Here is a 24,901-nt window from a genome sequence, read left to right as displayed (position 1 = left end):
CAGATGCCCGCCGCATCGGGGCCGCGGTGTCCCCCTGGCCGGGATCGCAGGCCGTCCGTGCCGTGGTCCCCGTGGCTTTCGGCCTGGCGGTCCCGAAGGCGGCAGACGCCATCGGGATCTGGCGGCTAAGGCCCGGATGCGGCTGGCCCGCACGTTTTGGCGCCTGCCGGACCGTTCCCCGCCCGGCATGGCGTTCCCGCCCGGCCTCCCGGATCAAAGCGCCTTCACCCGGGCCTTCGGGCCGGGTGAAAGGGTGCCCTGCAAGTCCCACCGGCAGAGCGTCCTGTTATCGGTCCTTGTCGGCCGACCCCGCATCGCGGGCCGCCAGCGCCCGTTCCAGTTCGGCGATCCGCGCATCGCGTTCGGCCAGAAGCGTTGCCACCCGGTCCAGCCCGATGCGGCGCGGGATATGCTGCGGGCAGTTGACGTCCCATGCCTCGATATCGAACAGGATCGCCCGTTCCGGCCGGCCGTCGCCGGCATGAAGACGGGCGACAAGGGCCGGGTCGTTCTCGACCGCCCTTGCGCGCCCCCAGATCTTGATCCGCTGCCGGGTCTCGTAGTCGATCAGGAACAGGAAGGCGCGGTCGTTCTCCGACAGGTTGCCCAGGGTAATGTACTGCCGGTTGCCTGCCAGATCGGCAATGCCAAGCTGCCGGTCGCCCATGACCTTCAGGAAACCGGCGGGCCCGCCGCGATGCTGGATATAGGGCCGGCCCGCGGCACTGGCGGTGCCCAGAAAGACGCTGGTCTGCCGGCCCAGGAAGTCCGCCAGGTCGGGCGTGATGCGGTCGGCCCAGGGGCGCCGGGCCTCCATCCTGGCATAACCCTCGCGGGACCCCCGCGCCGTCTGCGCGGCACGGACCGCGGGGGTGAAGGCGACATCCATGGTGGTGGGACGGTCCATGATCACAGCCCCAGTTCGGTCAGCGACGGATGATCGTCCGGCCGCCGGCTCTGCGGCCAGTGGAACAGGCGTTGGGCCCCGGCAATCTTCTGGTCGTTGATGCTGGCGTGCCGTTCGGCCATCAGCCCGGCGGTGTCGAAGCGCCAGTTCTCGTTCCCGTGGGACCGGAACCACTGCCCCGCCGCGTCGTGCCATTCATAGGCGAAGCGAACGGCGATCCGGTCGTCGCCGAAGGTCCACAACTCCTTGACCAGGCGATAGTCCAGCTCTCGCTCCCACTTCGCGGCCAGGAAGGAGACGATTGCGGCGCGACCGGTCATGAAGCTGTCGCGGTTTCTCCAGTGGCTGTCGGTCGTGTAGGCCAGCGAAACCGCCACGGGATCGCGGCTGTTCCAGGCATCCTCGGCCAGGCGCACCTTCTGGACGGCGGTTTCGGCGGTGAACGGGGGCAGGGGCGGACGGGTCATCTGGATCTCCGGCAAAGGCGCGGCGACGGCCGGGGCCGCCGCCGCAGGGGGCAGGTCAGGCGGCGACGCCGTCGGCCACGGGAAAGTCGATTTCGGTCCGGGCCAGTTCGTTCAGGTAGTTGGTCCAGACATTCAGCGCGACGTGCTGCACGATCTCGACGATCTGCGCGTCGTCGTAACCGGCGGCGCGGACAGTGGAGAGGTCGGCATCCGCCACCCGCCCGCGCAGTTCCGCCAGCTTGCGGGCGAAGACGACGGCGGCATCGGCCCGGGGATCGGTCGACCGGCCGGCGCGGTTGGCGGCGATCTCCTCGGGCGAAAGGCCGGCCAGGTTGGCCCCGACATAGCTGTGGGCCGACAAGCAATAGCCGCAGCCGTTGAACTGGGCGATGGCCAGCGCGATGCGTTCGCGGGTCGCGGCGTTCAGCGTGCCCTTGGCCAGGGCGCCGGACAGGCCCAGGTGGCCTTCCAGCGCGGCCGGGCTTTGCGCCATCAGGCGAAAGATGTTGGGCGCGCTGCCCAGCTGCTTCTTGACCTGTTCCAGAAGCGGGCGCGCGGCTTCGGGGGCGGCATCGATGGTGGCGGGGGTCGGGATACGGGACATCGGGATCTCCTTCGGGTTCCGGTTGCAACCCACAGATAGGGGGTTCCAGGTTGCGGAGGTATCGGGCAACATCGGGATCCATCCTCTCGGAATATGGAAGGACAGATGGACCGTCTCGACTCTATGTCGATCCTTGTCGTCGCGGTGGACGCCGGCAGCTTTTCCGCGGCCGCCCGGCGGCTTGGGATGCCGCTGGCCACCGTCAGCCGCCGCGTGTCGGAGCTTGAGGCGCGCCTTGGCACGCAGCTGGTCGAACGGTCGTCCCGCGGGTTGAAACCTACGGAAACGGGCGAGGCCTATCTGGCCGCCTGCCGCGCCATCCTGGACCAGGTGGGCGAGGCTGAACGGTTGGCCGCGGGAGAGTTCCGCGAACCGAAGGGCCTTCTGACCCTGACCGCGCCCATCGTCTTCGGCCGGCTGCACGTTCTGCCGGTCCTGGCGGACTTCCTGCGGACCTATCCGGATGTCGAGGTCCGGCTGGAACAGACCGACCGCTCGGTCAGCCTGTCGGAGGAACATGTCGATGCCGCCATCCGCATCGGAAACCTGTCCGACAGCGCCCTGCGCGCGCGCCGCGTGGGCCAGGTGCGCCGGGTGGCCTGTGCCAGCCCGTCCTATCTGACGGCGCGGGGCATCCCGGGGCGGCCCGAAGACCTGTCAGGCCACGACTGCATCACCTTCGAAAGGCTCATGCGGGCCGACCGCTGGCAGTTCGGGGACGGTCCGACCGGTCGGTTCGTGCCGGTGCGATCACGCATAACCGTGAACACGGCCGAAGCCGCGATCGAAGCGGCCGAGGCAGGGCTGGGGGTCACGCGGGTCCTGTCCTATCAGGTGGCCGCGGCGGTGCGCGCGGGCCGTCTGACCATCGTCCTGCAGAAGGATGAACCGCCGTCGTGGCCGGTCCATATCCTGTTCCGTCCCGGGCCGGTGCCGCAGAAGCTGCGCGCCTTCGTGGACTTCGCGGCAACCCGGCTGTCTGCGGCCCTGTCCGACGGGTGATGGCCCGGGACCGGGAGGTGCTGTTCGTACGGGTTGGCGACGTGTGGCAACGCGATATGACAGATGACCCAGGACCTTAGATCTCTGCCATAGCTCTCGCCGCAACCGTCATCTATTGGCCATGAGGCCTGAGCCTACGACTCAGCCACCCTGCGGTGCGCTGCGCCTTCCGGGGCCGCCGTCGTATTGTTCCGCCCTGCACCGATCCGATGGTCAAGGGGGCGGTCCAGACCCTGGCGCGGATCCTGCCCGTCGCCCACGTCACGGGGAAGCTGTCGCACCCGCGGGGCGGAAGCGGCCGGGCGGGAAGACCCGGGCAGATCTGGGGCGCCCCCTCTCAGACCAGCACCAGTTGCGAGCGCGCCGGCCGTTCGGCTGGCCGGACATGGTCGTGCCGCGGCACCGCCGAGAGCAGCTTTTGCGTATAGGGGTGCTTCGGGTCGTTCAGGATCCGGTCCGTGGGGCCGGTTTCTACGATCTGGCCCCTTAGCATCACCGCGATCCGGTGGCTGACCCGTTCGACGACGGCGATGTCGTGGCTGATGAACAGGAAGGACACGCCTTCGCGTTGCTGGATTTCGGCCATCAGGTCGGTCACCCGCCGCGCGTTCGACACGTCGAGCGCAGAGACCGCCTCGTCCGCGACGATGATCTGTGGCCGGACCGACAGCGCCCGGGCGATGCAGATCCGCTGCCGCTGACCGCCGGAAAACTGGTGCGGGTAACGCTCGGCCGCGTCTTCCTGCAGGCCCACGCGGGCCAGCAGGTCCGCCGCCATCTCCTGCCTGCCGCCATGGGTGATCATGCCGTGCAGCAGCGCGGGTTCGGTGACGATGTCCCTGACCGTCAGCCGCGGGTTCAATGATGCGTAGGGATCCTGGAACACCATCTGCATATGGGCGCGGTAGGGTTTCAGTTCGGCACGGCTCAGCCCGTCGATGCGGGCGCCCAGCAGTTCGACCTCGCCCGCCGCGGGCGTGACCAGCCGCATGATCGAGCGGGCCAGCGTCGATTTTCCGCAGCCGCTTTCGCCGACAAGGCCCAGCGTCTCGCCCCGGCCCAGTTCGATGGAAACGTCCGAGACCGCCGCGACAGCGGCCTTGCGAGAGAACAGGCCCCCGCCATAGGTCGTGGTCAGCCCGGTGACCTTCAGCACGGGGTCGGGATCGACCAACGACGCCGGTGCGCCTTCACCCAGACGGGGAGAGGCGGCCATCAGTTCCCTGGTGTAGGCTGCCTTCGGTCTCCGGAACAGATCGGCGGTCCAGCCTTCCTCGACCTTCTGGCCGTCCTTCATGACGACCACCCGGTCGGCAATTTCAGCCACCACGCCCAGATCGTGGGTGATGAAGAGAACCGCCATGCCCATGTCCTCCTGAAGCGCCGCGATCAGCTTCAGGATTTCCGCCTGGGTGGTGACGTCCAGCGCGGTGGTGGGTTCGTCCGCGATCAGCACTTCGGGTTCGCACAGCAGGGCCATGGCGATCATCACCCGCTGGCGCAACCCGCCCGACAGTTCGTGCGGGTACTGCGACAGGCGGCGTTCGGGTTCCGGCACCTTGACCCGGTCCAGCGCGTCGCGTGCCGCGTCGCGGGCGGCGGTGCCTTTCAGGCCGCGGTGTTGGGCCAGCGCCTCCTGCAGTTGCCTGCCGATGGTCATCACCGGATTCAGCGAGGTCATGGGTTCCTGGAACACCATCGCGATCCTGTTGCCCCGAAGGGCCCGAAGGGCGGCGGGGGCCAGCGACGTGACCTCGGCCGGGTCGCGGCCGCCCAGCCGGATAGACCCGCCGCAGATCCGCCCGCCTTCCCTTTCGATCAGGCGCAGGATCGACAGGGCCGTGGCACTTTTACCGGATCCGCTTTCGCCCACCAGCGCCAGCGTCTCGCCGCGATGGATGTCGAAGGACAGGCCCCGGACCGCGGCATGCGATCCGAAGGCGATGGACAGGTCGCGGACCGACAGGACGGGGGTTTCGGCGGGCAACGGGGTCATTCGGCGGCAAGCCTTTCCAGCAAGGGTGCCAGGGGCGGCGTCCAGCGCATGCGCGCAGGCGTCACCCGGGCCTCGAACGGGTCGTCGCCGAAAACCTCCCAGTGGACCTTGTTGCCAAGGGTCATCATGCCCCAGGCCTTCGCGGGCTCACCGCAGGTGGTGAAGCTTTCGGTCAGGCTTTGCTGGGTCATGTGGGGGATGCCGTCCACGGTGGTCACGGTGTTCCAGTGGACGTGCCCGGCGATGCAGGCGACCGGGACCTGCGCCTGGGCCAGCGCGGCACGGGCGCGTTCGGCCTGCGGGTAGGTCGAAAGCCCTTGGTTCCGCTGGAAGTAGTAGTTGCCGATCTGGCTGTGCCCGGAAAACGGCACGTGGCTGGCGACCAGCGTGGGCTTTTCCGCCCGCTGCGCCATCTGGGACAGCCACAGAAGGTCCGCCTCGGGCAGGTTGAAACCGATATTCGGGGCGACACGGTTGATCCTGGTATCCGCCCGCCACAGCGCCAGCTGCCACTGGCCAAGGTCGATCACCTCGGATTTCAGGTCCGCGCCCAGGATCTCGACATTGTCCTCGACGCTCAGGTGGTCGCGGTCATGGTTGCCGCAGATGCTGTAAAGCGGCGCGTCAAGGCCCGCGAACAGGTCCGCCACCTCGCGTTCCAGCCGCGCGTCGGTCTGGCTGTCGATGTCGGAAATGCGGTCGCCCAGGTCCAGCACAAGGTCAGGCTTCTGTGCGTTGGACCATGCGACGAATTGGGCGACCAGTTCCAGCGCGGTATCGCCACGCTTGGTGTGGGAAGGGGCGCCGTGGTGGATGTCGGTGACGATGGCGATCCGGGTCATGGGTTGGGGCTCCGCTCTGGGGGAAGGACCGGGCGACAGCCGCCCGGTCCCCGTTATCAATTCGGGGTCAGATCAGCTGTCGGCCAGCGAGATGCTGCCGGCGCGGAAGTCGAGCACATAGGGAATGTGGCCGGGCATCGGCGCCCAGTTCACGTTCTTCTGCATGCCCCAGCTTTCGAACGGACGATACAGCGGCAGCACGGCCGGATCTTCTTTCACCCGCTCCATCAGTTCCGCATAGGCGGCCTTGCGCGCCTCGACATCGGTCGAGAAGCGGAAGCGTTCCCACTTCTCGGCATAGTCCTCGTCCGTGTTGAAGCGGCCTTCGGACTGCGACGGGCCACCGGGTGCCCACATCACGCCGAAGGATCCGAACGGGTCGGCGAAATACATCGGGTTCGACCAGTTGCGGGCCATCATCTCGGGGTCGTTGCCGGACCACTTGTCCTTGACCTGGACCTTGCCGTTGATGCCGGCGGCGGCCCACATTTCCATGATCGCCTGCGCGGCCAGCAGACCGTTGGTGTAATAGGTCGGCGCGGTGTCGTAGGTGATCTCGAACCCGTCATAGCCGGCTTCGGCCAGCAGGGCCCTGGCCTGTTCGGGATCGTATTCGAAGGTCACCAGGTCCGGCTGGTGCAGGGCACCCATTTCCACCATGGTGTGGGTCGAGGGAACCACGGCCTTGCCGAACCACAGCGCTTCGTTCAGGGCGTCGCGGTCGATGGCCAGGCTCATCGCCTTGCGGATCCGGGGATCCTGCAGCTTGGGATGGTTCTGGTTCATGATCATGACGTGGAAGAGCGCGGTGGCGCTGCCTTCGGTCTTCAGGTTCGGGTCGTTGTCCACCAGCGCCAGTTGGTCGGGCGCCAGGTTGGTCACGATATCCGCTTCGCCCGTTTTCAGCGCGGTCACACGGCTGGCGGTTTCGGCGATCTGGACGACGTTGACCTTTTGCAACGGTGCCTGTTCGCCCCAGAAATCGTCGAAGCGGGTCCAGACCAGCCTTTCGCCCGGCTGGAAGCTTTCGATCTTGTAGGGGCCGGTGCCGACCGGGGCCATGGCAAAGGCTTCGAAATCGCTGTCCTCGGCCACGTCGGGATCGCCGGTCAGGGCCTTGGTGTAATCTTCCGGGATGATCATGATCTGCTGAAGCGAAATCAGCGTTTCCCACAGCGGCTCTTCGCGTTCCGCGATGATGCGGACGGTGTGGTCGTCGACCTTTTCCGCGTGGGTGAAATTGCCCAACCGGTCCTTGGCGCGCACCACATAGGGCGGGAAGGTCGCCTGCATCATCCGGTTCAGCGAGAAGACGACATCGTCGGCCGTCATGTCGTCGCCGTTATGGAACTTGACGCCGTCGCGCAGCTTCAGCTCCATAACGGTGGGTTCGACCAGTTCCCACGAGGTGGCCAGCGCAGGGACCCATTCCGGTTCCAGCTTGGTGTGGTCGCGGTCGATCAGGGTGTCGAAGCTGTTGTAGTAGAACTGCGAACCGACGTTGGAATGGTCGCGGCCGGGGTCGAGATAGGGCGCCATGTTGGCAGCGCCGACGGTGATTTCCTGCGCCACGGCGGCCATGGGCAGCGCGGCAAGGGCGGTGGTCAGCATCAGACGGATCATTGCGATCTCCGGTTCTGGTTGGGGTTCGTGTCTTGGCCGCACGGGGCGGCTCTTTTCGTTGATCAGCGTTCGCGCAGGCGGACATCGGCGCGGTCGCGCAGCCAGTCGCCCGTGATCTGCACGGAAAAGGTCAGAAGAACGATCAGCGCCGCCGGGGTCAGGACGATCCAGGGCGCGGTCGGCATGTAGTCGCGGCCCAGCCCCACCATGGATCCCAGCGAAGGCTGGGGCGGCTGAACGCCCAGGCCCAGGAAGGACAGCGTGCTTTCCAGGATGACGATGTTCGACAGGGCCAGCGTGAACTGCACCACCAGCGGGGACACGAGGTTCGGCAGCACGTGGCGGGTTGCGACGTAGACCGGACCGGCGCCGGCGGTCCATGCGGCCTCGATGAAGGGCAGGGCGGACAGGCGGCGGACCTCGGCCCGGACGATGCGGGCATATTGTTCCCACCCCGCGATGCCCAGGACCAGCACCAGCACGGTGATGTTCGATCCCAGCAGCGACAGGACCAGAAGGGCCACCAGCGTGAAGGGAATGGCGATCTGCATGTCGACCAGCGCCATGATCGTGTCCTCGACCCAGCCGCTGACAAGGCCTGCGATCAGGCCCAGCGTGCCGCCGATCAGCAGCCCGATCACCGCGCCGGCAAAGGCCAGGGTCAGGGTCAGGCGCAGACCGAAAAGCGCGCGGGACAGGACATCGCGGCCCAGCTCGTCCGTGCCCGCGAAATGCCAGGGGCTGTAGCGGTCGAAACCGATGGGGGGGCGTAGACGGCTGAGAAGGCTTTGCTGCAAGGGCTCGAAGGGCGCGATCAGGGGCGCGAAGAGCGCGGCGAAGATCAGAAGGGCGGCCACGGCAAGGGCGATCTTCTGGACGACATCGGGTGTGGCGTGGCCCTTGCGGCGGGGACGGGCGACGATATCTGCGAGGCTGGCCATGATGTGCTCCTCAAGCCTTGGCTAGCCGGATGCGCGGGTCGGCCAACGCATAGGCGATGTCGGTGACGGCGTTGATCGCGACGACGGCGATGGCGACGGCGATGACCCCGAACTGCAGCACCGGGTAGTCGCGGATGATCGCAGCGTTCACCAGAAGCTGTCCGATCCCGGGCCAGGAAAAGATGCTTTCCACGACCACGCTGCCCGCTGCTGCCAGCCCCGCGAACTGCAGGCCGATGACCGAGATCACGGTGACCCCGGCATTGCCCAGGCCATGGCGCAGGACGACGCGCAGTTCGGACAGGCCCTTGGCACGGGCGGTGCGGATGAAGTCCTGCCCCAGAACGTCCAGCATGGCGTTGCGGGTAAACCGTGTCAGTGCGGCGATCAGCACGCCCGACATGGCGATGGTGGGCATGATGAAGTGGGCGAAGGATCCGTTGCCCACCACCGGCAGCCAGTTCAGCCAGTAGGAAAATACCAGCATCATCACGATGGCGAGGATGAAGTTCGGCACCGCGTAGCCCGCGAAGGCCACGACCATCACGGCCGATCCGACCCAGCTTTTGCGATAGACCGCTGCCAGCACGCCCAGGGGCAGCGAAACGGCAAGGGTCAGCGCGATGGAGGACAAGAGCAGCTGTGCCGAAGGCCACAGCCGTTCGGCCACCACCTGCGTCACCGGCCGGCGGTCGACGAAACTCAGGCCGAATTCACCCGAAAGGACGCCGCGCAGGAAGGCTAGGTATTGCTCCCACAGCGACCGGTCGAGCTGGAAATAGCGGATCAGCTCCTCACGGCCTTCGGTGGTCAGGCCTTCGCCCAGGAAGGTCTCGATCGGGTTGCCGGACAGGCGCGTGGCGATGAAGGTCACGGTGACGATGGCGAAAAGCGTCACCGCCGACTTGGCCAGCACGCGGAGGACATAGGCGATCATGCCTCGGGGCTCCTCTGGATGTGCATGAAGCGGATGCCGGCGGCGGCGGCCGCGCGGCCGTCGGTGCGGGCATTGTCGCCGACGAAAACGGCGTCCCGTGGCCCCAGCCCCGCCTGTTCCAGCGCGAGCGTCAGCATCGCCGGATGGGGCTTGCCCAGGCTTTGCCACTCCAAGCCGGGCCTTATCGCCTGAAGCGCGGCCAGCAGTGCCCCGGTTTCGGCCACGGGCCGGCCGTCATGACCGGGATGCGACATGTCCTCGTTCGCGGCCCACAGGGCGGCGCCGTCCGCGACCTGTGCCAGGATGGTGCCCATCGTGTCGACGTTGACGCTGGCGTGGCGGCAGATCAGGACGGCGTCGGCCTGTGCCGGGGCCAGATCCACCCCGGCCACCTGCGCCATGCGGTGCAGGGGTTCGGCCGCGAAGAGTTTCAGCCGGCGGATGTTCTGGGTCCGGATCAGGTGGGTCAGCGTGACCTCGCCCGCCAGAAGGATGCGATTGGCCGGGACGGTCAGGCCGTGGTCCGCCAATCGCAGCGACAGGTCGGCGGCCGTGGAATCCGACTGGTTCGACACGATCCACAACCGGGCGCCGCAGGTGGCCACGAAATCGGCGGCATCGGCGAAGGCGCGGCCTTCGGACATCAGGCAGCCGTCGAGGTCGCACAGCACGATCCCGGCCCCGGCCACGCCTGTCGGGTCCAGGAAGGCATGGCGGCTGATCGCGGGCAGAAGGGTCGTGGCAGTGGTCAACGCGGCTCTCCGGTCGGGTGGGGGCGGGTGCCCCTTGTCTTGGGCTCGACCTTTGCGGGCGCGCTGTGACATGGCTGTAACGAAACCAAGTCAGACTATGGCCAACCCAAAGTCGACCTATGGAATCGAGCAGAATGAGTTTGAGCATTGCCCGCCTGGACGCCGTCCGTGCCGTGGCCGAAGCGGGGTCCTATGCCGGGGCCGCGCGCGCCCTTGGCGTCACGCAACCCGCTGTTTCCGGACAGGTTCGCGCGCTGGAGGCCGACTTTGGCGTCACCTTGTTCCTGCGTGAATCCGGGCGGCTGGTGCCGACGGGCCTGTGCCTGCGCCTGTGCGATTCGGCCGAACGCATGGCCGAGGCCCGGGGCGAGGCGGAACGCCTGCTGCAAAGCCGGTCGTCGCTGCGAGAGGGGCGGATTTCCATCGGTCTGGGCAATGCCATGCCCGGCACGGCCCTGATCGCGGCCTTCCATCGGGCCTATCCGGGCGTGACGCTGAAGGTCGAAACGGGATCGCACCAGAAAATCACCCGCGCCGTCCTGACCCATGAATGCGATATCGGCGTCCTGCCGGACGTGCCCAGCGACCCCCGCTTCCGGCGCGAGAACCTGACGGAATCGCAGGTCATCGCCATAGCGCCGCTGGATCATCCGTTGGCGGCTGCGTCAGAGGTGACGGCGGCCCAGTTGGCACAGGAACCATTGATCTTTCGTGCCACGGGATCGTCGACCCAGCGGGCCGTCGACCGGATGTTCGCGCGGGCCGGGCTGGTGCCGCAACCCTTCCTGACGCTCGACGCCCGCGACGGGCTTTACGAGGCGGTGGTCAACGGGCTGGGCATCGGCTTCCTGTGGCGCGCCAGCACCAGCCGCCTGGACGGCGTGGCGCGTCTGCCCATCGTGGAAATGCGCGGCCTGGCCACGCACGAGACCGTCTTCTGCCTGCAGGAGGCCGGGGGCCGGATCCTGGATGCCTTCTTCGGTATCGCCCGCGGCTTCAGCGCCGGCGATGCCGAAAGGCTGCCCTGACGGTCAGAGCGGGATGGCCAGCCGGAACAGAAGCTGTTTGCCGGGGTCGTCCTGTTCCTCGGGTATCTTCCAGGGGCGGGCGGCGATGATCTCGAACTGCATGGCGTCGTTCAGCATGCCCTTCACGCCCAGACCCCAGGACCCCAGGCTGTCGCGCGACAGGTTCGGGCTGCCGTCGTCGTTCCAGACGGATCCGTAGTCGGCGAAGAGACCCAGCGCCACGCCGGGCAGGAAGCCCCAGCCGGTCTCGAAACTGCGCGACAGTTCCACCGTGGTGGCCACGCCGCTTTCGCCGGAAAGCGTGCCGTTGTTGAAGGCCCAGCCATAGGGGTCCCCCCCAAGGGCGAACTGGACCGCCCCCGGCAGGGGCTTCGGCGAATACTGGCCCGTGCCGCGGATCCTCAGGTCGGCGACGCTGCCCAGCGACTGGGTATAATCCACCGACGCGTTCAGGAAACGGAAATTGCCCGGCACGTCGCCCATGTCGATGTCGGAGGCCACGCCGAAGTTCATCCCGCCCTCGGCCGTCAGGTTACCGGTCTCCAGGTCGTGGTCGTATTGCAGCGAGAAGGTCGCCCATCGTGTCTTGCCGCGGGACAGGGCATTGCCGGCCACGTCGACCGTATCGTTCCGGACCGTCAGTTCGGCCCGGCCGAACAGGCTGGTGTCGATGGTGCGCAGGAACGGGAAGGACAGGTAGGCCGTGCCGATATTCGAGGTGACGTCGATGTCCTGCGACCAGAGCGGCCCGCCCGGGTTCTGCCGCAGGTAGGTCAGGCTGTACCCCGCCGCCAGCCCGTTGTTGCCCACGGGATAGTCCTGCGCGAACTGGAACAGCATCATCTGCGACGTGTCGTTCGGCGTCAGGACGACCACCATACTGGTCGATTCGAACAGCCCGAAGACATCGTTCAGCTGCATCGACCCGGACAGTTCCAGCGGCCCAACCGAGTCGGAGCCGAGGTTGTCGAGCCCGATCATCCCCGATCTCTTGTCCTGGCTCACCTCCAGCCGCAGCAGCCCGCCGCCGGTGGGCGTGTCGGGACGCACGAAGGTGCCCTCGATCTCCAGCCCGCCCAGGTCGCTCATCAGAAGAAGGATGCGTTCCGCGTCCTTCACCCGGATCGGGTTCATCGCCAGGATCTTGTCGATATAGGGGCGCAGCCGCGCTTCGATCCCGGGGATGTCCGACGTGATCTCGACCCGCTGGACATAGCCTTCGTAGACCTGCAGCCGGACCTGCCCGTTGCGGAAGTCCTGCACCGGCACCACGGTGTTCGAGAAATAGCCGGCCGCCAGATAGGCGCCGTCCACCGCTTCGGCCAGGCGGTAGAGGTCGGCCAGCGTGACCTGCGTGCCGATCATGTCGGCCCAGAGCCGGTTCAGGTTGTCGACCGGGATCGTCCGCACCCCGTCCAAGGCGACCGACCGCAGGGTAAAGCTGACCTTTTCGGCCGCGGCCATGTCCAGCCGCTGGCGCTGGTCCTCGACCCCGATGCCGATCGAGCCCACCTGCGGCGGTGGGGTGAAGCGTTGCAGGATCACCGTTTGTCCCGCGACCGCCCGGTCGACGATGGGCGACGTCTGGGCAAGGGCGGGCGCCGTCAGGGCGCCGCAGCAGGCAAGACCCAGCCCAAGCCGGGCGATCGTATGGAAGAACCGGTCAAAACGCAGCACTGTCATGGGCCTTGTTCCTTATTGCACGGCAGGCATGGCGAACGGCTGGCCCAGGGCCTCTGCCAGTGCAGAGAAGATCCGCGAGGCGGGCGCGGAACAGACGACATCGGTCGGGTTGCCGGGCAACAGATCCTCGTCATCCCCGCAATCGCCCGACGGGATGTCGCTGTTGGCCTGCACGATCACCGTCGTGTCCGACGCGACGTTGTAGAAGACTGTCGTGTTATAGCCCGGCAGTTCGCCGGTATGGCCCATCCATCCGGCAGTGCAGCCAGCCGCAAGGCCATAGCCTGCCGGTTCGGGGAACGAGGTCAGCCGTTCGGTCTGGGTCGCCGCATCCAGCAGGCCATGGCCGGTGCCAAGCGCGCGGCCATAGATCAGCAGATCGCCGATGTCCGACACCATCTCGCCCGCGGTCCAGCCCCAGGACGGGTTCCAGTGCGTGGCGTTCGACGGGTTTTCCGGCGTGGCGGCATTGCCTTGCAGGGTGAAGCCCTGCGGGTACGGCTCCGGCATCTCGGTGCTGTCGCCGGGCCAATAGGTGTTTTCCAGCCCCAGTGGATCCAGGATCATGGTCTGCATCGCCTCGGCGATGGGCAGGCCGGCCACTTGCTCGACCACCATGCCCAGAAGGATCGTGTTGGTGTTGGAATAGTCATAGGCGGCCCCCGGTTCGAAGATCGGGGATTCCGAGACGCCAAAAGCCACCAGCTGTTCCGGGGTCCAGCTGCGCAACGGGTATTCGAAGAAGATATCCAGCCAGGCGTCGACCTTGGTATAGCTTTGCACGCCGCTGGTCATGCTGGCCAGCTGGCGCAGCGTGATCACGTCGCCGTTGGGGATGCCGTCGACATACTGGCCGATGGTGTCGTCCAGCGACAGCTTGCCGGCCTGCGCCAGTTGCAGGATCAGCGTGCCGGTAAAGGTCTTGGTGACCGACCCGATGCGGGTGTGCATGCCCGGTTCCATCGGCGCTCCGGTGGCCGGATCGGCGATGCCGAAGGCGTCCATCCACACGCCGTCCGGCGTCATCACCGCAGCGATGGCGCCCGGCGCCGCCGTATAGGGCATCGCCCCTTCGACTGCGGCTTCCAGCTTTGCCACCGTCTCGGCCGGCAGGGCGCCCAACACGGTCGGGGTCTGCCCGGCGGCGATCACGGCCGCGGGGTCCGGCACACAAGTCTGTGCGGCGGCGATCCCCGCCGTTGCCATCACCGTCGAAACGGCCAGCATCGACACCCGCGCTGCCATGCCTACCTGCTCGGATCCAATCATGAGATGCTGTCCTTCCAATTCCTGCCTGACCCCGGGTCTGGCGGAGTGAATGTCCTAAACAAAGTGGTGCAACGGTTCAAAAACGGTATAACTCGTTCCTGATTAAGTGAAACGGACCACGCGCGCTACCGGCATCATCGCCGAGGACGCAGGGCTCAACCTGGCCGGAGCCTCCTTGGCACAGATCGAACTGAATATCGCCAGCGCGACCCTGACACGGGATGGCGCGGCTGCGGCGCTGCGGCCCAAGACACTGGCGGTTCTGGTGGCGCTGATCGAGCGGCAGGGCGCCGTGGTCAGCCGCGACGATCTGCGCCGGCTGGTCTGGGGCAAGCTGCACGGAAGCGATGCCGGGCCCAAGCAATGTATCCGCGAACTGCGCCGCCTGCTGGAAGACAGCGCCCCCGACCTGATCGAGACGGTGGGCCGCCAGGGCTATCGCCTGACCGCACCGATCGCGGTCACGGGCGACGACGGGGCCCTGGCCCGGAACAGGACGCCGGTCTGCCCGGGCCGCGATCCGGAACTGGCGGCGCTGGCAAAGGCCGCAACCCGGGCCCGCCGCGGCGCCCGGTCCGTCGTCCTGATCGAGGGCGAGGCCGGGGCGGGCAAGACCCGGCTGGCCGATGCTTTCTTGGACGGGCTGGGGGACCAGTCGCTTCTGTGGATTGCACGGGGCCAGGCGATCCCGCACCCCGGCGCACGTGAACCCTATGGCCCGCTGCTGGAGGCCCTGTCCCAACTGGCGAACGGTGGCGCCGGCGCCACGCTGAGGCGCCTGTTGCGAGAGGTTGCGCCCAGCTGGGCTGAGCAGCTGCCCGGTCCCGACCGTCGCGATCCCGCGGCCATCGATCTGGACCAGGCACGGCCCGATCCGATGTTGCGGGAATTTTCGGACCTGATGGAGCGTCTGACCCAAAGCCTGCCGGGCATCCTCTTGCTGGAAGACCTGCACTGGGCCGATCCCAGTACCCTGGCCTGGTTGTCGGCCTGGGGCCTGCGGCGGGGGGCTGCGCGGCTCCTGGTGCTGGGCACGCTGCGGGATGACGAACCCGACCCCTCGGGGGCGCTGACGGAGACCCTTGGCCATCTGCAGCGGCAACCCGGCACGCAGGTTCTGACCCTGGGCGGGCTCGACTCCGCGGCGGTCACGGCGCTGCTGGCCGACCGCTTTCCCGGCAACGCCTTCCCGGCGGACCTGGCGCGCGACCTGACGTTGCGCACAGAAGGCCACGCGATCCTGGTCGATGCCGCCATCGGCCGCTGGACGGCGCGGGGCGACATTGCCCGCATCGACGGGGGCTGGACGCTGGCCGCCCCGGTCGCGGATCTTGTCGGGGCCATAGCCCCCGGCGTCGACAGTTTCATCGCGGGCGAGATCGGCCGGCTGGGCCCCTCCGAACGCGGGCTGCTGGAAGCGGCAAGCGTCGCGGGGCCGGTGTTCTCGGCCCTTGCGCTGGCCGATGACCGCGCCGATGTCGAACGGGCCGAACGGCAGCTGGACGACCTGGCGCGTCTGCGCCGCTTTGTCGAGCCCGCCGGCACCAGTCGCCAGCCCGACGGGGCCGTGGCCACGCGCTTTGCCTTCCGGCATGTCCTTTATCACGAGGCGCTTTATGCCGGGATCCCGGCGGCCAACCGACAGGGCCTGCACCGGCGCATCGGCACCCGGATGGAACGGGCCATGGGGCCCCATGCGGCCGGGATTGCGCCGGTACTGGCGGACCATTTCGAACGCGGGGCCGACTGGCCGTCGGCGGCGCGCTATCGCGGGCTGGCCGGCCTGCGCGCCCTTGGCAGGGGCGCCGCGCCCGAGGCCGCGGTCCAGCTCCGGCAGGCGATGGACCTGCACGCCCGCTGTCCCGACCCGTCCGAAGACCTGTTGAACGCCGAATTGCAGGCGCTGCTGGGGCTGGGCTCTGCCCTGATCGTGTCCGAAGGCTTTACCGGAGAGGAGCTGAAGGCGGTCTATCACCGCGCTCAGGGACTGGCGGCCCGGGGCGGCGATTCCGACACGGCGGTGCCGGTGCTGGCGGGTCTGTGGAACTATCATGTCACGCGGGCGGATCTGGCGCGGGCCGGTGACCTGGCGCGCAGCCTTTCGGACCTGTCCCGCGGCGCCTCGGACGCTGCGGCCATGGCGGCGCTGAACGCGGCCGGACAGACGGATTTCTTCACCGGCGATTTCAACGCCTGCCTGCCGCGGATCGAAACGGTGCTGACGATCCTGGACCGCGCCCCCCCCGACCAGGCGGCGGCGCTTTTCGGCGAGGATCCGGGCGTCGTCTGCCGCCAATATGCGGCCTGCGTCGCCCAAATCCTGGATCGCGGGGCCGAGGCTACGGCTCACCTGGATGCGGGACTGGCCCGGGCCGATGCACTGGCGCAGCCCTTCGCCCAGGCGCAGATGCACTGGGCGGGGGCCATCGTCGCCCGGGAACAGGGCGATCCGGACCGGACGCGGCGTCGGGCCGAGGCGCTGATCGCCATCTGCGATGCGGCCGATATCCCCTTTTGGCGGCCCGCAGGCCAGATGTTGGCCGGTTGGGCCCGCGCGATCCGGGGCGATGACGGCGGCGCGGACCTGCTGGCGCGGGGACTGGCGCGCTACGAGGCGATGAAGGCCCGCCTGACCCTGCCGCTTGGCCTGGCCCTGTCGGCCGAGGTCCTGTCCCGCAATGGCGATCAAGCGGCTGCCCTGACCACGCTGAACCGGGCGCTTGCCGTGATCGAGGAAACGGGCGAGCGGTGGTACGAGGCCGAAGTGCTGCGCCTTCAGGCCGGGGTCCTGTCGCAATCCGGCCGGGCCGAAGAGGCAGGCGAAGTGCTGGCCCGCGCCATCGACCTGGCCCGGCGGCAGGGGGCTTTGGCCTTCGAACGGCGAGCGGTGGCCCAGGGCCGTGGATTTCCACCTGTGCCAGGCCAGGCCGAAAGGTGACGGTGGGCCGCAAGACCACCACCCGGGTTTTTCCGCATTTAGGCCAACCGGCTGGATTGACCTAGCGTAAGATCTCTTCCTAGCTGAACCGCAAAGACGCCTCGCAGCCGGCGGCCGCCTGGCCGCGGTGCAGGGCCCTGTCGGGGTCCGGCCCCGCAGGAAGAACGAGACGCAAGGCGAGGGTCAGACAGTGGCGAAGATCAGGGACAGGGTCGCCCGCGGGCACGCACAGAGCGCAGCCACGGGGGCGCCGCCCGCGTTTCCGGTCCTGCCGGTGCTGCTGGCCGGCCTTTCGATCGGTGCGTTGCCGGGCCTGTCGCGGCCCGCTCATGCGGCGGATTGTTCGCTCTCCGGGCTGGTCGAGACCTGTACCGGCGAATACACGGGCTCGATCTGGCTGCCGTTTTCGGATGTCACGGGTAGCCCCGCGCTCGGCCTGACCGTCAAGGAGCTTACCAACACCGAACCCTTCGTGCCGGACAGCCCCACGGACGTCGTGGAGGTGGCGGAACTGACGGCCACGGGATCTGGCACTCCGGCCCTGACCTTCAGCTTCAATGACGACAAGGCCATCGATTTCTCGGTCACTTCCTATGGCCTGGCCTTCGTCGTCACGACCACCGGGGACGAGGGCAACAGCACCGGCGAGAAGACCAATGCCTTCGGCACCGCCACCGCGTCGGACGCCGGCACCGGGGCGGGCGGCGGTTCCGTCTTTTCGACCGTCGCGGCGACGTCGGTCGATGCCCAGAGCGGCTGGATCGTCAGTGCCACGGCCGGCGCCGGGGGCAGCGGCGGCGAAGGCGCCTCGACCGGGTTCGGTGACGGCAATGGCGGCGATGGCGGTGACGGCGGCGATGCGGGCGAGGCACAGCAGGACATCGACGACGTGACCCTGTCTGGCACGGGCGGCACGTTGACGGTGCTGTCGACCGGGGGCGACGGCGGCAAGGGCGGCGAAGGCCGCGCGGCCGACTATACCGGCACCGGCGGCGATGGCGGCACGGGCGGCGATGGCGGTGAAGCGGCGCTGGAACTGTCGGGCACCAACCTGTTCGATGCGGTGATCGCGGGCGTCACGGTCGAAAGTACCGGGGGCGACGGCGGCAAGGGGGGCGAAGGCAAGAACACCCTGACCGGCCACGGCAACGGGGGCCATGGCGGAACCGGCGGCGACGGCGGCACGGCGCTGGTCTATGGTTCGGACACGGGCAGCACGACCATCGTCTCGGACGAAGGCCAGAGCACGGGCCTTCTGGTCCAGAGCATCGCGGGCGATGGCGGCGACGGCGGCGACGGCACCAGCGGCGGATCTGCCAAGGGCGGCAATGGCGGCGTCGGCGGCAATGGCGGCCTGGCCGAGGTCTATACCACCACATCCCACCGGCTGGTCATCGCGACGACAACCGACAGCACGCCCGCGGTCACGGTCCGTAGCTATGGCGGCGCGGGTGGCGATGGCGGAAGCGCCAACGGGGTCTTCGGTTCGGCCTCCGGCGGCGCGGGGTCCGGCGCAGGCGACGGGGGCGACGCCACCGCCCAGTTTTCTGGCGAACTGACCACCTCGGGCGACGAGGCGACGGGTCTTCTGGTGCAAAGCGTCGGCGGCTTTTCCGGCGATGGCGGGTCCAGCAGTGCCATCGTGGCCTATGGCAGTTCGTCCGAGTCCGCCGGCTCCGGCAGTCAGGCGACGGTGTGGTTTCAGGCCTCCGACGACGCGGATGACGGTATCGCCACGTCGGGTGACGATTCCGATGGGATCTTCGTGCAAAGCGTGGGCGGCGGCGGCGGCAAGGGGTCTTCGTCCTCGGGGATCGTGTCGCTGTCGGGGACCGGATCCGCGGGCGGCGATGCCGGCAATGCCTTTGTCACCGCGGCCGGCGGCACCATCGCCACGACCGGCGAACGCAGTCGGGGCATCTTTGCGCAAAGCATCGGGGGCGGTGGCGGCGACGGAGGCAGTGCATCTGCCATCGTCTCGGTCGGCGGTTCTGGGTCGAACGGCGGCACAGGTGGCGAGGTCGATGTCTATGCGACCTCTGATATCTCGACCACGCAGGACGACAGCGCCGCCATTTTCGCGCAAAGCGTGGGCGGCGGCGGCGGGTCGGCCTCGTCGACTTCGGGGATCGCAAGCTTCGGCGGCCACGGCGGCTCGGGCGCCACGGCGGCTTCGGTGTCGGTCGATCTGTCGGGCGATATCCAGACCAAGGGCGACAGTTCCGACGGCATCTATGCCCAGTCGCTGGGCGGTGGCGGCGGCCACGGGTCCAACACGGTGGCCGTAGGGGCCTTCTTCTCGGTTGCGGTGGGTGGCAATGGTGGCACCGGCAACGATGGCGGCGCCGTATCGGTCCATGCCGAGGACGGCGCCACGATCTATGCCGGCGGCGACAATTCCAGCGGTATCGTTGCCACGTCGGGCGGCGGTGGCGGCGGCAATGCCGGCAACGCGATTTCCGTCTCGGCCGGGGGGGCTGCGTCACTGTCGCTGGCCTTCGGCGGCAATGGAGGTGCTGCGGGGAACGGCGAGGACGTTGCCGTCGTGAACCTGGCCCAGATCACCACCAAGGGCAGCAACGGCATGGGGATCTCGGCCACCTCGGTCGGCGGAGGGGGCGGCAATGCCGGCACCACGGTTGCGGCCTCGGCCGGGACGGCTGCGCTTAGCGTGGCGGTGGGCGGCGACGGGTCCGGCGGCGGCACCGGCGGCACGGTCACGGTCTGCAACGGCACCGCGACTGACCTGGCTGTCACCGGCTGCGATGCCGAAAGTTCCACGGCGGGCGAGATTTCGACGGCCGGTGCCAATGGTCACGGAATCCATGCCGCGTCGACCGGCGGGGGCGGCGGGCATTCCGGCGTGGTGATCGCGGGGAACCTGTCGGCCGCGGGCGTCGACGTGGGTGTCGGCGGCGATGGCGGATCGGGCGGTGCGGGCGGCGATGTCTACGTCTTCTCGAACGGGACCGTCGAGACGACCGGCGACGCGGCTCAGGGCATTCTGGCGAAATCCGTCGGCGGATCGGGTGGCGCGTCCTATGCCACGGGTGCGATCACGGCAGGTGGCAGCGCGGATATCAACGCCTCGATCGGTGGATCGGGCGGGACGGCCGGGGACAGCGGCGATGTCACCGTGATCTCTCGGGGGGCGGTCCAGACCGGCGGCAGCATGGCCGGCGGCATCACGGCCCTGTCGGTGGCGGGTAGCGGTGGCACCGGGGGCGTGGCCTTTACGGGCGACGGTGTTTCGGCCGGAAATGTCGGCGTGTCGGTCGGCGGCGAGGGCGGCGGCGGCGGATCGGCCGGCGCGGTCAGCGCCATGGTGGCCGGCATCACCACAACCGGCGATCACGCGACGGGGCTTGCGGCCATGTCGCTGGGCGGATCGGGCGGGATCGGCGGCTATGCGATTTCCGGCGCCGTGGCCAGCGCGGTATCGGTCGGCGTGTCGGTCGGCGGCGACGGCGGTGCAGGCGGCACCGCGGGCGCGGTCGATGTTACGCTGTCGGGCGACATCATGACCTCGGGCGACCTGTCCCACGGCATCGTCGCGATGAGCCTGGGCGGAAATGGTGGCCTGGGCGGGGCGGCCATCGCCTCGACCGCGGTCAGCCAGGGGGATGCCAGCGTCGCACTTGGCGGCGGGGGCGGCACCGGCGGCACCGCGTCGACCGTGACGGTCACGCTGGACGCCGACACCCTGATCGAGACGGATGGCGCGAATTCCATCGGCCTGCACGCGCTCAGCCAGGGCGGCAACGGCGGCAATGGCGGCTTTGCCCTGACGGGCGGCATCACCGTGGGCGGGGCGGACGGCTATCCGGCCGGATCGGTCACCGTGGGGGTCGGTGGCGAAGGGGGTACGGGCGGCAACGGCAAGGCCGTGACCGTCGCTTCGCAGGCCGACTTCTATACCACCGATTTCGGCGGCACCGCGATCCTGGCCCAGTCCATCGGCGGCGATGGCGGGTCGGGCGGGTCGGTCTATTCCGGGTCGGTCAGCGCGGGGACGTCGGAATCCGTGAATGTCGAGGTCGACGTGGGCGGCACCGGAGGCGACAGCGGGTCGTCGGCCGACGTCACCGTCACCAGCACCGGCAATATCGAAACCTATGGCGACAGCGCCGACGCGATCCTGGCCCAGTCGGTCGGCGGCAACGGCGGCGCGGGGGGCAATTCCTACAACGTACTGCTGAATGCCGGCGCCAATACCGACAACCAGATCAACGCGAGCGTTCTGGTCGGGGGTGCGGGCGGCGATGGGACCTCGACCGGTGACGTGTCGATCACCAATACCGGGGCAGTCACCACGGCCGGCACGTCGTCCGACGCGCTGAATGCGCAGTCCATCGGCGGGAATGGCGGGCAGGGCGGATCGGGCGGCAATGCCATCGTCACCCTGGGTGGCATGGAATCGGACGAGGAAAACCAGGTTTCCGCCAACCTGAACGTCAGCGTCGGCGGGTCCGGCGGGTCGGGCAGCGTCGGCGGCACGGCGACGATCACCAATTCGGGCGCGATCAGCACCTCCGGCACGGCCGCACGCGGGATCTTTGCCCAGTCGGTCGGCGGCGGTGGCGGCGACGGCGGTGCGGTTTCGACCTATTCCTTCAGCTTCACCGGCAAATGCGATCTGGCCATCGTCAACGCCACCAAGGAATGCCAGGACGACGACGAGGACAGCGGGACAAGCAACCTGTCGGGGTCCCTGCAGGTCGAAGTCGGCGGCGGTGGCGGCACTGGCAACGATGGCGGGCTGGCCCAGGTGACCAACAAGGCGTCGGTCACGACCGCGGGCGACAGCGCGCACGCAATCATGGCCCAGTCCATCGGCGGGGGTGGCGGCGCGGGTGGTGCGTCCAGCGACGACCTGTCGGCCTTCACCTCCTCGACCGTGGCGTCCAATATCGAGGACTATCTGGACGACGCCGAAACCGGCGCGCCCTCCGATGACCCGACCGAGCAATGGACCAAGGCCAGCGCCTGGACCAGCCTGGACATCTTCATCGGCGGCTCCGGCGGGGCTGGCGGTGACGGGGGCGCGGTCGACATCGTCAACACGGCCAATGTCACGACCGGCGGCAGCAACGCCTATGGCCTGTTCGCCCAGTCGGTCGGCGCCGGCGGCGGCTCTGGTGGCGAGGCTGCGGGTGAAGGATCGACCCACACGATCACCGTCGGCGGTTCTGGCGGCGGCGCGGGCGATGGCGGCACGGTCGGGGTCGACAACAGCGACCTGACGGTCGCCACTGCCGGCCTGGCCAGCCCCGCCATCTTTGCGCAAAGCGTCGGTGGGGGCGGCGGCAACTCGGGCAACCAGACCTCGGTCGACGTTCAGGACGTGTCCATCGTGATCGGCGGCAGCGACGGGCAGGCCGGGGACGGTGGCGCGGTGACGATCACCGACACCGAAACCACGGTCACCACGGCGGGTCTGTATTCCCCGGGCCTCATCGCCCAGTCGGTGGGCGGCGGCGGCGGTTCGGCCTTCGGCGCGTCCAGCGACGATGCGTCGGGCACCGTGACCGTGGCGGGCAACGACACCAGCGGCGATGGCGGAAAGATCACGGTCAGCCATCAGGGGTCTATCACGACGACCGGCGCCTCTTCCGGCGATGTCGCGAATGCCCACGGGATCCTGGCGCAGTCCGTCGGCGGGGGTGGCGGCTTCGGCGGCGCGGTGGTCTTCGGGTCCCTCGACACTTACGGCTCGGAACTGGATACCAGCGGCGGCACCGGCGACGGTGGCGCCGTAACCGTGACACAGGATGGCGACATCACCACCGCGGGCGACCATTCCGTGGGGATCCTGGCGCAAAGCGTCGGCGGCGGTGGCGGCCTTCAGGGCAATGTCACGGCCTCCTCGACGGGGACGCCGGGGCTGGTCGGCGCGCAAAGTGGCGGCGGCACCGGCGGCATGGTCAGCGTGACGCTGAAATCCGGCAGCACGATCACCACCTCGGGCGTGGGGTCCCACGGGATCTTCGCGCAGTCGGCGGGCGGCAGCGGCAGCACCACGTCCAGCGCAACCAGGGTGTCTGTGACGGTCAACGGCGACATCGCCGTGACCGGGGCCGGGGCGCATGGCGTGGTCGCCACCTCGACCGGCGACGGCGCCGGGCTGATGGCGGTCACGATCACCGGCAAGGTCACCGGCGGCAGCGCGGCCACGGTGCCGGGCGCGGAAGACGGGATCGGCGTCCTGATCAAGGGGCCGCAGACATCGACCTTGACCAATTCCGGCACCATCACCACCCAGCAGGGGGTCGACGGGATCGCTGTCTATGCCAAGGACACGACCCTGACGATAAACAACACCGGCACGATCACCGGCGAGATCCACAAGGCATCCGGCGTGATCCTGAAGAACAGGGGCAAAGGCACGATCCACGCGGGCGAGACGCTGGACGTCGACCGCATGGTCAACAACGGCACGATCACGATCCGCGATGCCGGCATCATCGGCACGACCCATGTCACCGGCAACTTCCGGAACGGCAGGAACGGGACGATCAAGATCGACGTCGATCCCAGTGCGTCGACCGATGTCAGCGATACGCTGGACGTGCAGGGCACATCCCGCATCCACGGCAAGGTCGCGCCGGTCCTGATCAGCCACAAGCCGGGTCCGGCTGGTGCGCAGTCGAACCTGATCATGCAAGGGGTCGGCGACATCGACCTGGACTCCGTGACGGTCGCGCCGTCGGCGGTGGGCCAGTACGACTTGGTCCAGCTGGCGCCGGACACGCTGCACCTGACCTATGACATCGACTTTGCCAGCGATTCCGTCACGCAGCTGGCCAATGACAACCAGACCCGTCTGGCGCAGTATTTCCACCGGCTCTATCGCGACGGAGACCTGGATCAGGAGCTGTTCGACGAGCTTCTGGCGTTGGAGGACGACGCGCAATACGTCGGATCGCTGAACACGCTTGGGACCGAAATCGTGGTCGACACCCAGATTGCGACCTACCTGTCGTCCCTGCGTTTTGCTCAGCGTCTGATCAACTGCGAACGTCAGTCGCCCGGGGCCATGGTGCAGGACGACGGGTCGGGCTGTACCTGGATCCGGCTGGGCGGGCGGCACTTCACCCAGAAATCCACCAACGACAACCTGGGCTTCAGCCAGGACAGCTATGAGCTGGCGGGCGGGATCTCGATGCCCGTCGCCGATGTCTGGACCTTCGGGGCGGCAGCCGCGTTCGAACAGCACAACATCGCCGGCGAAGACGGCAAGGGCACTGGCGACGGCTATCAGCTTCAGCTTGGCGGTGCGCTCAGCCGGGACCTGGGGGCGATGGAATGGGGCTTCTACGGTGCGCTCAGCACCGGGCAGTTCGACATCGACCGGATGTCGTCCTCGGGCGTCAATCTGGAAGGGACCTACCGTCCGATGACCGCGGGGGCCGGCGCAATGATGGCCTGGAGCATGACGCGGGGCCAAATGACCTGGCGCCCGCAGGTCGAACTGGGGGCCACCTACATGCACGGCAATTCCTTCACCGAAACCCCGGGTTCCGGCTACGCGCTGGAGGTCGACCCCCAGGACGACACGATCTATCACGTCCGCCCGTCGCTTGCCTTCTATGGCGATTACCAGGGGCGCGGCGGGACGCAGTCGCGGGTCTTTGGCCATGTCGGGCTGACCCAGCTTCTGGGCGATGCCTCGCCGTCCACAAAGGCGCATTTCGTGTCGATGGGGGCGAACGGCAACGATTTCACAGCCCAGACGGCACTGGACAAGACGCGGCTGGATGTGGGCCTTGGTGTCGACATCCTGACCCGCAAGGGGTCGACCGTCAGCCTGAACGCCAATGGCACCTGGTCGGAGTCGACCTATGACGTGGGTGCGGCGGTGCAGGTCCGGTTCGTGTTCTGACCGAACCGGTCAACGTCCCGCGGGCAAGGC

Annotated in this window: 15 protein-coding genes; 4 read left to right on the top strand and 11 right to left on the bottom strand. The window is 68.3% G+C overall.

Annotated elements, in window-relative coordinates:
• Positions 1-286: 286 nt before the first annotated feature.
• Genes FQK05_RS12325 through FQK05_RS12315 form a run of 3 tightly spaced genes read right to left on the bottom strand, consistent with a single transcriptional unit; the run spans position 287 to position 1,978 of the window.
• Entirely contained in the window at positions 287-907 is a 621-nt protein-coding gene (locus FQK05_RS12325) for a pyridoxamine 5'-phosphate oxidase family protein (protein WP_158967133.1), read from the bottom strand.
• 2 nt (positions 908-909) lie between these two features.
• Positions 910-1,374, bottom strand: coding sequence for a nuclear transport factor 2 family protein (locus tag FQK05_RS12320; RefSeq protein ID WP_158967131.1), 465 nt, complete (start codon positions 1,372-1,374; stop codon positions 910-912).
• A 55-nt stretch (positions 1,375-1,429) separates the two neighbouring features.
• The gene (locus FQK05_RS12315) at positions 1,430-1,978 is read right to left on the bottom strand and encodes a carboxymuconolactone decarboxylase family protein (RefSeq protein WP_158967129.1); all 549 of its coding nucleotides are present in this window, start codon (positions 1,976-1,978) and stop codon (positions 1,430-1,432) included.
• 105 nt (positions 1,979-2,083) lie between these two features.
• On the opposite strand from FQK05_RS12315, the gene FQK05_RS12310 reads away from it, so the two are divergent.
• On the top strand, positions 2,084-2,980 hold the full coding sequence (locus FQK05_RS12310; protein WP_158967127.1) for a LysR family transcriptional regulator: 897 nt from the start codon (positions 2,084-2,086) through the stop codon (positions 2,978-2,980).
• A gap of 337 nt (positions 2,981-3,317) precedes the next feature.
• Here the strand turns inward: FQK05_RS12310 and FQK05_RS12305 are convergent, their stop codons facing one another.
• From FQK05_RS12305 to FQK05_RS12280, 6 genes are all read right to left on the bottom strand, one after another.
• Positions 3,318-4,976: an ABC transporter ATP-binding protein gene (locus FQK05_RS12305; protein ID WP_158967125.1), complete on the bottom strand. Its 1,659-nt coding sequence runs from the start codon at positions 4,974-4,976 to the stop codon at positions 3,318-3,320.
• Positions 4,973-5,818: a metallophosphoesterase family protein gene (locus tag FQK05_RS12300; protein ID WP_158967123.1), complete on the bottom strand. Its 846-nt coding sequence runs from the start codon at positions 5,816-5,818 to the stop codon at positions 4,973-4,975. The genes FQK05_RS12305 and FQK05_RS12300 overlap by 4 nt, the downstream gene beginning before the upstream one ends.
• Before the next feature lie 72 nt (positions 5,819-5,890).
• Complete coding sequence (locus FQK05_RS12295; RefSeq protein ID WP_158967121.1) at positions 5,891-7,441, bottom strand: ABC transporter substrate-binding protein; 1,551 nt, start codon at positions 7,439-7,441, stop codon at positions 5,891-5,893.
• 62 nt (positions 7,442-7,503) lie between these two features.
• Complete coding sequence (locus tag FQK05_RS12290; protein ID WP_158967119.1) at positions 7,504-8,382, bottom strand: ABC transporter permease; 879 nt, start codon at positions 8,380-8,382, stop codon at positions 7,504-7,506.
• Between the two features lie 10 nt (positions 8,383-8,392).
• Positions 8,393-9,319: an ABC transporter permease gene (locus tag FQK05_RS12285; RefSeq protein WP_158967103.1), complete on the bottom strand. Its 927-nt coding sequence runs from the start codon at positions 9,317-9,319 to the stop codon at positions 8,393-8,395.
• Positions 9,316-10,071, bottom strand: coding sequence for an HAD hydrolase-like protein (locus tag FQK05_RS12280; protein WP_158967101.1), 756 nt, complete (start codon positions 10,069-10,071; stop codon positions 9,316-9,318). Before FQK05_RS12280 ends, FQK05_RS12285 begins: the two co-directional genes overlap by 4 nt.
• 134 nt (positions 10,072-10,205) lie before the next feature.
• On the opposite strand from FQK05_RS12280, the gene FQK05_RS12275 reads away from it, so the two are divergent.
• Positions 10,206-11,099: a LysR family transcriptional regulator gene (locus FQK05_RS12275; RefSeq protein ID WP_158967099.1), complete on the top strand. Its 894-nt coding sequence runs from the start codon at positions 10,206-10,208 to the stop codon at positions 11,097-11,099.
• Positions 11,100-11,102: 3 nt separating this feature from the next.
• Here the strand turns inward: FQK05_RS12275 and FQK05_RS12270 are convergent, their stop codons facing one another.
• Both FQK05_RS12270 and FQK05_RS12265 read right to left on the bottom strand, forming a co-directional pair.
• Complete coding sequence (locus tag FQK05_RS12270) at positions 11,103-12,782, bottom strand: ShlB/FhaC/HecB family hemolysin secretion/activation protein (RefSeq protein ID WP_158967097.1); 1,680 nt, start codon at positions 12,780-12,782, stop codon at positions 11,103-11,105.
• Between the two features lie 12 nt (positions 12,783-12,794).
• Positions 12,795-14,051, bottom strand: coding sequence for a serine hydrolase domain-containing protein (locus FQK05_RS12265; protein WP_233270480.1), 1,257 nt, complete (start codon positions 14,049-14,051; stop codon positions 12,795-12,797).
• A gap of 175 nt (positions 14,052-14,226) precedes the next feature.
• Between FQK05_RS12265 and FQK05_RS12260 the strand changes: the two genes are divergently transcribed.
• Both FQK05_RS12260 and FQK05_RS12255 read left to right on the top strand, forming a co-directional pair.
• Positions 14,227-16,989, top strand: coding sequence for an ATP-binding protein (locus FQK05_RS12260; protein WP_233270479.1), 2,763 nt, complete (start codon positions 14,227-14,229; stop codon positions 16,987-16,989).
• A gap of 190 nt (positions 16,990-17,179) precedes the next feature.
• Positions 17,180-24,871, top strand: a complete 7,692-nt coding sequence (locus FQK05_RS12255) for an autotransporter outer membrane beta-barrel domain-containing protein (protein WP_158967093.1) — start codon at positions 17,180-17,182, stop codon at positions 24,869-24,871.
• Positions 24,872-24,901 lie beyond the last annotated feature (30 nt).

The organism is Chachezhania sediminis (assembly GCF_009765275.1).
Taxonomy (GTDB): Bacteria; Pseudomonadota; Alphaproteobacteria; order Rhodobacterales; family Rhodobacteraceae; genus Chachezhania; species Chachezhania sediminis.
This window is presented reverse-complemented; position numbering and strand designations above follow the sequence as displayed.